The organism is Bacillus shivajii, from assembly GCF_020519665.1.
Lineage (GTDB): Bacteria > Bacillota > Bacilli > Bacillales > Salisediminibacteriaceae > Bacillus_CA > Bacillus_CA shivajii.
Genome location: NZ_CP084703.1, coordinates 3,810,219 through 3,823,612, shown reverse-complemented (window position 1 = coordinate 3,823,612; position 13,394 = coordinate 3,810,219). Strand labels below are relative to the sequence as shown.

13 protein-coding genes are annotated in these 13,394 nt (G+C 41.0%); all 13 read left to right on the top strand.

Annotated elements, in window-relative coordinates:
• Positions 1-45 precede the first annotated feature (45 nt).
• Positions 46-819: a dioxygenase family protein gene (locus LGQ02_RS18505; protein ID WP_226515759.1), complete on the top strand. Its 774-nt coding sequence runs from the start codon at positions 46-48 to the stop codon at positions 817-819.
• Positions 820-837: 18 nt separating this feature from the next.
• Positions 838-1,689 (top strand): CoA transferase subunit A, encoded by an 852-nt coding sequence (locus LGQ02_RS18500; RefSeq protein ID WP_226515758.1) that lies wholly within the window; start codon positions 838-840, stop codon positions 1,687-1,689.
• Positions 1,686-2,453, top strand: a complete 768-nt coding sequence (locus tag LGQ02_RS18495) for a CoA-transferase subunit beta (protein ID WP_226515757.1) — start codon at positions 1,686-1,688, stop codon at positions 2,451-2,453. The genes LGQ02_RS18500 and LGQ02_RS18495 overlap by 4 nt, the downstream gene beginning before the upstream one ends.
• A gap of 28 nt (positions 2,454-2,481) precedes the next feature.
• Positions 2,482-3,624: a muconate/chloromuconate family cycloisomerase gene (locus LGQ02_RS18490; RefSeq protein WP_226515756.1), complete on the top strand. Its 1,143-nt coding sequence runs from the start codon at positions 2,482-2,484 to the stop codon at positions 3,622-3,624.
• A complete protein-coding gene (locus LGQ02_RS18485; protein ID WP_226515755.1) occupies positions 3,621-4,820 on the top strand; it encodes a thiolase family protein in 1,200 nt (399 codons plus the stop codon). The genes LGQ02_RS18490 and LGQ02_RS18485 overlap by 4 nt, the downstream gene beginning before the upstream one ends.
• A gap of 52 nt (positions 4,821-4,872) precedes the next feature.
• Positions 4,873-5,346 carry a DUF3237 domain-containing protein gene (locus LGQ02_RS18480; RefSeq protein ID WP_226515754.1) on the top strand — a complete coding sequence of 158 codons (474 nt, stop codon included), beginning with the start codon at positions 4,873-4,875 and terminating at the stop codon, positions 5,344-5,346.
• A 21-nt stretch (positions 5,347-5,367) separates the two neighbouring features.
• On the top strand, positions 5,368-6,201 hold the full coding sequence (locus tag LGQ02_RS18475) for an alpha/beta fold hydrolase (protein ID WP_226515753.1): 834 nt from the start codon (positions 5,368-5,370) through the stop codon (positions 6,199-6,201).
• 38 nt (positions 6,202-6,239) lie between these two features.
• Positions 6,240-6,767, top strand: a complete 528-nt coding sequence (locus LGQ02_RS18470) for an FAD synthetase family protein (RefSeq protein WP_226515752.1) — start codon at positions 6,240-6,242, stop codon at positions 6,765-6,767.
• Between the two features lie 240 nt (positions 6,768-7,007).
• On the top strand, positions 7,008-8,078 hold the full coding sequence (locus LGQ02_RS18465) for an SDR family oxidoreductase (RefSeq protein ID WP_226515751.1): 1,071 nt from the start codon (positions 7,008-7,010) through the stop codon (positions 8,076-8,078).
• Positions 8,079-8,160: 82 nt separating this feature from the next.
• Positions 8,161-8,436, top strand: a complete 276-nt coding sequence (locus LGQ02_RS18460) for a hypothetical protein (protein WP_226515750.1) — start codon at positions 8,161-8,163, stop codon at positions 8,434-8,436.
• Between the two features lie 596 nt (positions 8,437-9,032).
• Positions 9,033-10,571: an AbgT family transporter gene (locus tag LGQ02_RS18455; RefSeq protein ID WP_226515749.1), complete on the top strand. Its 1,539-nt coding sequence runs from the start codon at positions 9,033-9,035 to the stop codon at positions 10,569-10,571.
• Between the two features lie 294 nt (positions 10,572-10,865).
• Positions 10,866-12,065: a M20 metallopeptidase family protein gene (locus tag LGQ02_RS18450; protein ID WP_226515748.1), complete on the top strand. Its 1,200-nt coding sequence runs from the start codon at positions 10,866-10,868 to the stop codon at positions 12,063-12,065.
• A gap of 5 nt (positions 12,066-12,070) precedes the next feature.
• Positions 12,071-13,378 carry an amidohydrolase gene (locus tag LGQ02_RS18445; RefSeq protein WP_226515747.1) on the top strand — a complete coding sequence of 436 codons (1,308 nt, stop codon included), beginning with the start codon at positions 12,071-12,073 and terminating at the stop codon, positions 13,376-13,378.
• The last annotated feature ends 16 nt before the right edge of the window (positions 13,379-13,394 follow it).

The following is a 13,394-nucleotide window of genomic DNA, read 5'->3' as shown; positions in this document are numbered from 1 at the left end:
TTTTCATCATAAATAATCAAAGATTTTAAATAGGGAGGATTCAAAATGGCGAATCAAAGAGTAGTTGAAATTTTCGAGGCATTTTCAGAGAAGGCGAAAGAGTTAATTGAAGAACAGAAAATTACGCATGAAGAGTATCGACAGTTTTGCTTATGGTTTGATGAATTAGGTCGTTCTGGTGAAATTCCACTATTTATGGATGTGTTCTTTGAATCTCACGTATTACGAGGAATGTACGGGGATATGCCAGGGACAGAACCGTCATTGTTAGGACCTTACTATGTTGATAATGAGCCTGAATTAAAGGAACCTTTTGAACTTCCTATGCGCCCGGATGAAAAAGGAGAAGTTTTCTACTTTACTGGAATCGTGAAGTCTCTTGATGGAAAGCCACTAGGCAATACAGAAGTATGCATGTGGCAAGCGGATGCTGACGGTGAATATTCCCATTTTGCTGACGGTATACCCGAATATAACTTACGTGGGAAGTTTAAAACAGATGATCAAGGCAAGTTTACGGTAAAAACAGTGATTCCTGCGCCGTATCAAATTCCAACAGGTGGGCCTACTGGGCAGTTCTTAGATTATATTGACTCTCATCCATATCGTCCTGCTCACTTGCATTTCATTATTCGAGCTGAAGGTCACGATGAACTAATTACACAAGTATTCTTCGACGGGGACAAATGGTTAGATACGGATGTTGCTGATGGTGTTAGAAACTCCTTGATTAGTAATTTACAAAAGCAAGGGGATCATACGACAGGAGCACTCGAGTTTGAACTAAGACCTGTATCAGTTCCTGCAAAGAATAAATAAAGATAGGCGGTGGAAGTTTTGGGTGAAGTCATGACGTTACGTGAAGCGGTTCAAACATACATTCAAGATGGAGATGCGATAGCTTTAGAAGGTTTCACTCATCTCATTCCACATGGTGCAGCCCATGAAATTATTCGGCAGCAAAAGCGGGATTTAACATTGATTCGGTTAACGCCTGACATCATTTATGATCAAATGGTCGGTATGGGGATTGTAAAGGAAATGGTTTATTCATGGGGCGGGAACCCAGGTGTGGGTTCCCTCCACCGTTTTCGTGATGCTGTTGAGAACCATTGGCCAAAAACCCTAGAGATTGAAGAGCATACACATGCTGGGCTTGCGAACCGTTATGTCGCAGGTGCTCAGAGACTACCGTTCACGGTTCTCAAAGGGTACGTTGGGACAGACCTCATCAAAAACACGAAACATGTATCGATCGTTAAATGTCCCTTCACTGGAGAGGAAGTGACGGCTGTTAAGGCGATTCATCCGGATGTAACTGTTATTCATGCGCAACAAGCTGATCGAAAAGGGAATGTACAAATGTGGGGGATTGTTGGCATACAAAAAGAGGCAGTATTTGCCGCTAAACGAGTGATTGTCACAGTTGAAGAAATAGTCGATGAGTTCACTCCGAAACCAAATGCTATGTTTCTACCTGCTTCAATGATTCATGCGGTTTCGGTCGTACCGAATGGGACGTATCCATCGTATGCACTTGATTACTCTACAAGAGACAATGAATTCTATAAAAAGTGGGACGACATTAGCCGAAATCGTCAAACGTATGAAGAGTGGATGGAGCGATTTGTGCTTAACTCAGAGGATTTTTCAGAGTTTCTTAATAAGCTCAAGGGTGTGATCTCATGAACGAATATACGCCTGATGAAATGATGGCGATAGCTGCTGCTAGGCAATTAAATGATCGAATCACTTGTTTTGTGGGGATTGGCTTACCTAGTACTGCAGCGAATTTAGCTCGGCAAATGCATGCACCAAATGCAACACTTATCTATGAATCTGGCACAATTGGAGCAAAACCAGAGACGTTGCCTTTATCCATCGGTGATGATGAACTTGCTGAAACGGCCGATACAATTGTTCCTCTACCAGAAATCTTTAATTACTGGCTGCAAGGTGGCAGAGTGGACATCGGGTTTTTAGGAGGAGCGCAAATTGATAAGTTTGGGAATTTAAATACGACGGTTATTGGTGAATACGATGAACCGAAAGTGAGACTACCGGGGGCAGGAGGAGCTCCAGAAATTGCTGCGTTAGCGAAAGAAGTATTCATTGTCATGTCCTTTAAAAAACGAGCCTTTGTTGAAAGTCTTGAATTTATTACTTCTGTTGGTTACTACAAAGGAAATGATACGCGAGAGAAACTCGGCTTTACAGGGAAAGGGCCTACAAAAGTCATCACTGATTTAGGGATTCTAAGTCCAGATCCAAAAACGAAAGAATTGGTGTTAACGGAGGTTTATCCAGGCGTTTCAATCGAAGACGTAAAAGCGAATTGCGGGTGGGAATTAAATGTTTCAGATCGTGTCATAACAACCGCGCCACCAGAACACAAAGAATTAGAACAATTAAGGAGATTGAAAGAAAAAACAAGGTCAATGAAAAATGTTTAGCCAGTAGGTGCAGAGGAGCGGATTGCAATTGAAAATAAAAATAACGAGGATAACGGCAGATATTGTTGATATCCCATTAAAAAGGTCGCATCAATTTTCTGCGGCAAAAATAGATGCAAAGCCTTTTCTCATCCTTCAAATGGAAACAAATGAAGGGGTTATCGGAATTGGAGAAGGAACGACACCTGGAATTTGGTGGGGAGGAGAAAGTGTTGAAACAATGAAGCTTGTCATTGATCAATATTTTTCTCCTCTTTTATATGATGAAGATCCGAGACAAATTGAACGGATCCTCGGACGAATGGATCGTCAAGTGTTTGGAAATGAGTTTGCAAAGGCTACGGTAGAAATGGCTTTGTATGACATTGTTGGAAAGCTTGCAGGTGTTCCTGTCTATCAATTGTTTGGAGGACAGTATTATGAAAAACTACCAACACGTTGGGCTCTAGCCATCGGTAAAGTGGAGGAAGACGTTGAAGAAGCAAAAGTGAAAATGGAAGGGAACGTCCACCATCAATTTAAAATGAAAGCTGGTAACCTTCCCACAGCAGAAGATGCGGATAGAGCAATTAAAGTTGCGGAAAAGTTAAAAGGACTTACAACCGTTGGGGTTGACCCGAATGGATCTTGGGATGAATTAACAACAAGAAAGTGGATGGACCGCCTTTATAAAGCTGGGATCGCATTTTTAGAACAGCCATTGCCAAAGTGGGATATTGATGGCCTTGCTAGATTAAAAGAGATGAAAAAGGTCCCCATTATGGCTGACGAAAGTGCTAGTACACTTTCAGAAGTAGATCAGCTCATTAAGAGAGAAGCTGTAGACATTATCTCTTTAAAGGTCCATAAATCTGGCGGAATGAGTCGAGTGAAAAAAATCGCAGCAATGGCTGAAGCAGCAGGGGTTCCTTGCTTTGGTGGTACATCTTTAGAGAGCTCAATAGGGACAACGGCTGCACTACATGTATACAGTACAATTCCTAATTTAACGGAAGGGTGCGAACTATTTGGTCCAATTTGGCTTGCTGATGATATCGTAGACCAACCACTCAAGTTAAGTGGTGGTCATATTTTCTTACCAGAAGAATCGGGGCTGGGGGTAACCATTTCACAAGAAAAATTGAACAAATATCGCCGTAAAAATGTGATGTCAGCAGGTGGGACGCAATGAGTGAAGCAGTGATTGTTTCCGCAGTAAGAACACCAATTGGGCGTCATGGCGGAGTACTATCTTCTATACGCCCTGATGATTTAGCAGCGATTGCGATTAAAGAGGCGGTTGATAAAGCGAACATCGATCCAGAGCTGATTGAAGATGTCATTCTTGGTTGTGCTAATCAAGCCGGTGAGGATAATCGAAATGTTGCGAGAATGGGTCTTCTCCTAGCTCAGTTACCCGAAACTGTTGGAGGTGTTACAGTTAACCGTTTATGTGGTTCTGGAATGGAAGCCATCATCCAAGCAGCTCGTGCGATTAAGAGCGATGAAGGAGATGTGTTTGTCGTCGGTGGTGTTGAGAGCATGAGCCGAGCACCGTGGGTCATGCCAAAACCTGATAGCAGTTTTCCGCGTGGACATTCTGAAATGTTTGATACGACGCTAGGATGGCGGTTTATTAATCCAAAAATGAATGAGATTTTTCCAATAGAAGCACTTGGTGAAACAGCTGAAAATGTTGCGGAAAAGTATCGTGTTTCTCGTCAAACACAAGACGAATTCGCTTATGAAAGTCAAAGAAAATATTCATTGGCAAATGAAAACAACATATGGAAAGATGAAATCATTAAAGTACCTGTAAAGACTAAGCAAGGAGAAACGGTGTTAATTTCTGAAGACGAACACCCTCGTCCAAATGTGACAGTTGGAAAACTTTCAAAACTGAAACCAGTCTTTCGTAGTGGTGGGACGGTGACTGCTGGAAATTCTTCAGGTCTTAACGATGGAGCCTCTGCGTTAGTTGTCATGTCTGAGACGAAAGCAGAAGAGTTAGGTCTTGAGCCACTCGCTAAAGTCGTTACTGGTGCAGTAGCGGGGGTTAGCCCAAGCTATATGGGGATTGGACCAGTTCCATCTTCGATTAAAGCATTAAAACAAGCAGGCTGGTCTATTGATGAGTTAGGAATAGTAGAAGTAAATGAAGCGTTTGCAGCACAGGCAGTTGCATCAATTCAGGAATTGAACATTGAAATGAGTAAAGTGAATGTCAATGGTGGAGCAATTGCTCTTGGTCATCCCTTAGGCTGCAGTGGGGCAAGGGTTATCACAACAATGGTGCATGAAATGAGAAGAAGAGAGGCAAAAAAAGGACTAGCGACGATGTGTATAGGTGTAGGTCAAGGAATTTCACTTTGTGTGGAATCTTTGTAAATAGGAGCAAATATGTGGATATATATAGGGGTAACGATAAGGAGGGGGATAAATGAGCTTCGAACATTTGCCACAACCAAAAATGGAGTTTTTATGTGATTTATATGTAGATATTGGCGCACCATTTTTTGCGGGAGAAACCCCTGTAGGCAATCGCAGAATTATTCAAGTGTCAGGTGGAGCATTCCACGGCCCAGAATTCAAAGGAAGAGTCATTCCTGGTGGTGATGATTGGATTACAGAAAGAAATGATGGAACGGTTATACAAGATGTTCGTATTGTGCTAGAAACAGACGATGAACAATTGGTGTTAATGACATACAAAGGAATTCGCCATGGCCCTAAAGAGGTCATAGAAAGGCTTAATAATAATGAACCTGTCGATCAGTCGGAATATTATTTTCGTTCATCCCCTGTTTTTGAAACGTCATCTGAAAAATATGATTGGCTAAATAAAACGGTGATCATTTCAACAGGAAAGCGAGTCCCAGGGAAGGCAGTTTACACACTATACAAAGTACTCTAATACCGGGAGGAAAAAGTCTTTATGGAAATGGATATGCAACAATTAGGTAACCGCACTTTGCATTATGCAAGAAGTTCTGGGGGAATAGGGACAGTTATTGGCATTCATGGGCTGACAGGCAATCATAAAAATTTGCATTATTACCAAGCAGCATTAACACAAGACTACGAGTTTATTAGTTATGATTTAAGAGGTAGAGGAAATAGTTCGGAAGCTGATATGAATACTTCGATTGAGAGTCATGCCAAAGACCTTATCGATTTTTTAGAGGCATTAAATATTAAACGGCCTATTTTTATCGGACATTCAATGGGAGCGTATATTGCAGCAACGGTGGCCGCAAAGAGAAAGGATACGAGAGGGCTCGTTCTTCTTGATGGTGTTGCTGAAGCGACAGAACATCAACGTGATATTGTTGTCCCCTCCTTAAGTCGGTTGAGCAAACGGTACGATTCACCAAGTAATTATGTAAATGAGTTAAAGAAGATATATATCGGCTTAGGAATTGACTGGAATCCAACAATCGAAGATATTGCCAAGTATGAAATAGAAAAGGACCATGGTGTGTGGAAACATAAATCAGACCCTGAGAAAATTCGAAAAGATTTTGAAAGCTTTTATCATTTTAATCTTAAAGAAATCTGTTCTCAGATATCATGTAAAACGTTATTAGTTCAAGCGACAGGAAACATAGGTAAGTATCCTCCGTTATTTTTAGAAAAAGATTTCGATTTAACGACGAAATATATTCGTAAATTAAAAACGATAGAATCTGATTGTAATCATTACACGATGGTTTTTCAAAATCAGCCTTATATTAATAGAGAGATTAAGAAGTTCCTACAAGAAGTGTAATTGGTGGTTGATAGACTGCGATGATAAGGAGATGAATAATGAACGTTTACAAGAATGATCAGCTTGAGTTAAATCAATCAATTGTAACAGTTGGGGCCTTCGATGGTATCCATCGGGGTCATCGGGCACTTATACATAAAGCTAAGGCTCAAGCTGACAAATATAGTGTCCCCTTAGTCGTATATACATTTGATCGTCCACCAAGAGTCTATTTCCAAAATCAAATGATGTTAATGACACAGGAAGAAAAGATGACTCATTTCCAACAGTTGGGAGTAACACATGTTATTTTTGCGTCGTTTACCCGTGACTATGCTTCAAGATCTGTGGATGACTTTATCAAAGAGTTGAATCGATTAACGCCATTAGAAATTTGGGTGGGACCAGACTTTCAGTTTGGGAAAGGGAAGAGTGGTACGCTTGAGGATTTAAAGCAGCATTTTAATGCGTACAAATTTCCAGCAGTGAAATGCGCAGAAGGAGAGGTCATTTCATCGACAAGAATTCGGAAGCTAATCTTTGATGAAGATTATGAAAAAGCCGCCCTTTTATTAGGGAAGTCATAATACAGCGGTAAAGGGAAACACTATTTTCCGTTTACTCTATATTGTAGTTTAAAGAGGTCATTCGAAGTGAATGACCTCTCTTTTTTGTCATTTTATGAATATGTCTATCATTACGGTTTAATTACACTATTAAACTTATGTTAATAGGAGATGATTACTAGTGTTTCGACAAAAACTTCTATGTTATGATATATAAGTGGAAGTTAGATTACTCAGCTTATAATGTAAGGAGTATAGATAATGAATATATTTGTTACTGGCGGTACTGGTTTTTTAGGGTCGTCGTTAGTTAAAAGGTTAATAGAGGAAAGTCACAATGTTTTTGTTTTAGTCAGAAGTATAAAAAAAGCCGAGGCTTTGTTAGCAAGGCTTGAAAGTCATGAAAAGGATTTTCTTCATATTGTTGAAGGTGATTTATCGTTAGAAGGAGCGGGAGTTGCCGAAAACGACTTAACTAGGCTTATCGGTAAAATCGATGTTTTCTATCATAGTGCAGCTTATTTATCATTTGATGAAAACGAACGTGAAAAGCTGTTTCATATTAACGTTGGTGGAACGAAAAACGTTCTCGAACTAGCTGAAGCGTTACAAGTGAAAAAGTTCATTCATGTAAGTACAGCTTATACGCTTGGCAACCGAAATAACGGTGTCGAAGCGTTGTATCCTCTTGAAGAGACAACCTTCTTGAATGCTTATGAGGAAAGTAAATGTACAGCTGAGCATACGGTCATGTCTTATCAAGACGTCTTTGATGTTGTCATTATGCGCCCGGGAATTATTATCGGCGACTCACGAACAGGTGAAGCAGATACGACATTTGGTCTTTATGGTATTTTGAAGGCGGTAGAACTATTGAAGCGTAGAACAATGAGAATGGCTCAACCACGTCTTGAAAACTACCGTTTAATGATGGACCAGCATACAAAGTCAAACCTTATCCCTGTCGATTATGTTACGAATTTACTCATGCTTGGTTTAGATTATGGTGAGAAAAACACAGTATACAACTTAACGAATCACATGCCACCGTCTAATGACAGTATCATGAAAATGATTAGAGAAGTATTTGATTTTCCTACAATTGAACTTATTTCTCCAGATAAAGCAGGTGAACTTACGCAAGAAGAAGTGAAAATTAATCAAGCCCTGGCGATCTTTAAGGATTACTTGAACCGTACGATTACATTTGATGATAAAAATACTAGAAAACTATTGGAACAAGCAGGTTTACCAATATTAAATATGGATGGTCAAATGTTACGGACGATTATTGAAGGGTTTCTTACTAGAAAACAATTAATTACAAACTAGTATACACCTTATCTTCTATGTTGTATAAAATATGACGAGAGTTAGTGAGTGACTTTATTTTTGTAATGAAAGGGAGAAAACTATGCAACATATAAGTGAAAACTCTAATATAGAGTCTTATGTGTATGAACAGACAGATGGAACGTTATTAATACTTGGATTTGTTTATCATGAGAATTTAGAGCAAACTGTTCAACTTGAACTAAAAGATTCTGGTGGTAACATTGTAGAATTATATGAAACGAAAGCAGATGAATTTGGTTACTTTGAATTACATCGAGTGAAAAATGTTGCAGGAAGTACTTATGACATTTTTTGCGTTAATCATGTAAATAGGTCAGATCAAGTTGCAGGTTAAAAAATCATATGATTAATTTTTGGATATGGAAGAGCTCTTAGTAGCTTTTCCATATTTTTTTATTGGATATGTAAAATTTCAGTGTTGATTTCTTCTTATAAGGCTGCCCTTTTGCTTATAGGTACAAACCCGATATCAGTACTGTAAACCGCTATGTGTAAGTCTGTCGATATAGAGCATAGCAAAATCGAAGAAGTATCGTTCGTTGCTCCTTCATCGATGGACTTTCTGATGCAAGGAAAACCTTGTTTTCCCTCTGGAGTCTCTCCTTTTCACTCATCAAACTCTCTCGCAATCAAAATGTCCTTTAACAGTGGCTATATTAAAAGATTGAAATTATAAGTGTTTTTATGCGAAACCTCTTAAATATGAAGTTAGGTCAACGATGCTTTGTTTGTAACATTAAAGGCCTTTGTCATTCGGACTTAATTTGAAGATATGTTCAATGTGAATAATAAGAAAATTTTTAATTTTTAGGGCAATTTATAAATTTATAAAGACAATTTATATAATGTATGATATTTTAGTTAATAACGGAATAATTAAGGATATTTTCCTTAATGCCGAAAATTATTTTTTAGAAGGAAGGTGTTTGTATGACTGATCCAGGATTACAGCCAAATGGTACTGAAAAGAAAGGACTTTTCATGCGATTTTTGGATGGAGTAGAGAAAGTAGGGAATAAACTACCTCATCCATTTATGTTATTTGTTTACTTAGCACTATTTGTTATCGGTTTGTCGGCAGTCGTAAACTTATTTGGTGTAACGGTTGTCCACCCAGGGACAGAAGAAGAAATGGCGATCCAAAGCTTAATCTCAGCGGAAGGACTTCGCTTTATTATTGATTCGATGCTCGATAACTTTGTCGGCTTCGCACCACTTGGGCTCGTACTAGTGATGATGTTAGGTATCGGACTTGCCCAAAAGGTAGGCTTGATCCAAGCATTTATGAGAAAATCGATCCTTAATGCACCACCAGCGTTAGTGACGTATGCCGTGCTTTTTGCAGGAGTTATTGGAAACTTAGCTTCAGATGCAGCATTTATTATCGTACCGCCACTTGCGGCGATGGTGTTTTACGGTTTAGGAAGACATCCATTAGCAGGTCTAGCAGCTGGTTTTGCCGGTGCAGGTGCTGGGTTTACAGCGAACGTGTTTATCGCCGGAACTGACGCATTGTTATCAGGGATTTCAACGGAAGTCGCTCAAACGATTGATCCAAATATCGTCGTTACACCAGTTGATAACTGGTTCTTCATGATTTTCTCTGTCTTGATGCTCATGGTTGTTGGTGCTTTTGTTACGGAAAAAATCATTGAGCCAAAGCTTGGAAATTATGAAGGCGATGCAGAAAGAAGTCTTGAAAAAGTAACAGATGAAGAAAATCGCGGTCTTCGTAACGCAATGATTGCTGGCCTTGTTTACATTGGGTTAATTGCACTCGTCGTTTTACCAGCTGGCGCTCCGTTAAGAGGGGAAGATGGCGGAATCGTTCCATCACCATTTTTAAGCGGAATCATTCCAATCATTTTATTCTTCTTTATTACTGTTGCCGTTGCTTACGGTTTAACAGTTGGAAAAATTAAAGGAACAAGTGACATTCCAAATTACATGGCTGAATCAATGAAGGATATGTCTGCATACATCGTCCTTATTTTCGCAGCGGCTCAGTTTATCGCATATTTCAACTGGAGTAACCTCGGAATCTGGATTGCGGTAAACAGTGCACAATTTTTACAAGAAGCAAACTTAACTGGAGTTGGCGTTATCGTCGGTTTCACATTATTAACAGCCGTACTTAACTTATTTATTTTCAGTGGTTCAGCACAATGGGCATTGATGGCACCAATCTTTATCCCGATGTTTATGCTATTAAACTATGATCCGGCGATCGTTCAGCTAGCATATCGTCTCGGTGATTCATCAACAAACATTATTACGCCACTTAACCCATACATGCTCGTTGTTCTCGCTTTCATGCGTGAATACGATAAAAAAGCAGGATTCGGAACACTCTTTTCGATCATGCTTCCATACACAATCTTCTTCCTTGCTTTCTGGATTGTCATCTTCGTCGTTTGGACGATGATCGGTATCCCAATCGGCCCAGGAGTAGAGATGTTTTTAAACTAACGTTTGCTGATTGATAGAAAACTAGAGTCGAGCGACGTGTGATAGAGTAAATGTAAGGGAGTGGGTCTAGGGCTACTCCCTTTCTTTTTAATAGGTCGACAGGTGTGCATAGAGCGGTGAATTGCGCGCATAGAAAGCGAAATTCTGCGCATAGAGCGGTGAATTGTGCGCATAGGAAGTGAGATTCTGCGCATAGAAGGGTAGATTGCGCGCATAGGAAGTGAGATTCTGCGCATAGAACAGAATAGAATATCTAATCCAAGTAAATAACCATTACACCACGGAGTGATTTAAATGAAACCAACAGTAAAAGGTCAAGGAGAACAAGTTTTTCAGGAAGTTTTAGAGATTCGTAGACATTTTCATCAGCATCCTGAGCTGAGTGGTGAAGAATATGAAACATCGAAAAAAGTTCAGGAAACGCTCGATAGCTACGGAATTCCGTACAAGACAGGTTACGCGAAAACGGGGGTACTTGGCGTTATTGAAGGTGGAAAGCCAGGCAAAACGGTTGCGCTTCGAGCGGATATGGATGCTCTGCCCATTGAAGAAGAAAACACGCACGAGTTTGTATCCAAAGTAACAGGGAAAATGCATGCGTGTGGGCATGATGCTCATACGGCGATGCTACTTGGAGCGGGAAAAATCCTCAATGAAATGAAAGACGAGATTCCGGGAAAAGTGCTTCTTGTTTTTCAACCGTCAGAAGAGATTACGCCAATTGGTGGCGCGAAACCGATGATGGAGGATGGCGTTTTTGATGAGCATCAGCCTGACGCGATTTTTGCCCAGCACGTGTGGCCGGACTTGCCAGTGGGACAAATTGGTGCGCTGCCAGGACCGATGATGGGTGCGTCTGACCGTTTTAAAATTGTCATTGAAGGTGCCGGTGGTCATGCGAGCATGCCACACCAAACGGTAGATGCCATCATCGTCGCCAATGCGGTGATGACGAACTTGCAAACAATCGTTAGTCGAAACGTCGATCCGGTCGACTCCGCTGTGTTAACGATTGGAAAAATTGAAGGTGGCTCTCGCTACAACGTCATTGCTGACAAGGTCGTAATTGAAGGAACAATCAGGACGTACAAGCCGAAAACGAAGGAAATGGTGAAAAATAGATTCCACCAAATCGTAAACGGTGTTACGGAAGCGATGGACGCGAAAGCGACAATTGAATATTATGATGGCTATCCTGCTACGGTGAACGATCCGACATGGGCAGAACACATTCAGCAAACCGCTGTCAGTATGTATGGCACAGAGGCTACCCCAGAAGTGGAACCATCCCTTGGGGGAGAGGACTTCAGCCGCTTTTTACTGAAGTACCCAGGTGCTTACTTTTGGCTTGGGACAGCCCTTCCTGGTGTCGAAAAACAAAAGCCGCTTCACGATCCAGAATTTAAAATTGATGAAAACGCACTTTCTTACGGAACAGAATTCATGGTGCAAGTCGCGATCGACGCCTTATATAAATTACAAAAAGGAGAATAAACGTCATGTGTGATAGAGACTTCAATCATTTTTTCACAAAAATAAAATCGGAACTCAAATCACTGAGGCGAAAGCTTCATCAATATCCTGAGGTTGGCTGGACCGAATATTACACGACGTACGTCATTGTCGAGGAACTAGCTGACCTCGGCTTTACGCTTACGGTTGGTAAAGATGTACTCGTCTCGGAAAAACGAATGGGTGTACCAGAGGATCAAGTTTTAACGAATGCAGAAGAACGTGCACGCGAGCTAGGTGTTCCCGAAAACTATATCGAAAAAATGTCAGGTGGCCATACTGGACTCGTCGCGGAGTTTGATTCAGGGATTGAAGGGCCACATGTTGCCTTCCGTTTTGATATCGATGCACTTCCAATCAAGGAAGCAGACACGAACGACCACTTGCCTGCTTCTGATAATTTCACGTCGAAAAACTTCGGTCAAATGCACGCGTGCGCACATGACGGTCATACAACGATCGGTATCGGTCTTGCGAAATGGATTTCAGAAATGAAAGACGAGTTGACCGGAAAAATCACGTTACTCTTCCAACCAGCTGAAGAAGGCAGCCGCGGAGCATTATCGATGGTTGAAAAAGGCTGGCTTGATGATGTCGATCATTTTTTAACCGGGCACATCGGCATTCAACACTTACAAGTCGGTGACATTGCCGCTACAACGACGGGATTTTTAGCGACATCGAAAATCAATGTTCAGTTTCGCGGTAAATCAGCGCATGCTGGTGTCGAACCTCAAGAAGGGAAGAACGCCTTACTTGCTGCATCAGCAGCCGCTGTTCATTTACATGCAATCCCGCGTCACTCAAATGGTGCAACGAGAATCAATGTTGGAAAAATGGAAGCTGGCAGCGGACGAAATATCATTGCTGATTTCGGACGACTTGAACTTGAAACACGCGGGGAAACGACGGAGTTAAACGAATACATGGCAAATGAAGCGATTCGCATCATTGAATCGGTTGCAACGATGCACGATGTTGAAGTCGAAATCGAACGAGTTGGTGAAGGGATTAACGTAGAATGTGACCCAGAGTGGATCGATGTCGTCGAAAACGCGTGCCATGAGAGCGAATCAATTACTCGCGTCATTCCGAAAGCGAGTCTTGGTGGGTCTGAGGATGCAACATATATGATCAGACGAGTGCAAGAATGCGGTGGGAAAGCAACATATATGCTATTTGGAACACCACTGCCAGCAGGTCACCACCACCCGAAGTTTGATTATGACGAAGACGTGCTGGGTATTGGTGTGGAAACGTACGCAAGATTATTGTGGCACTTAGCGAAAAAATAATGTCGAATGTGTCCGA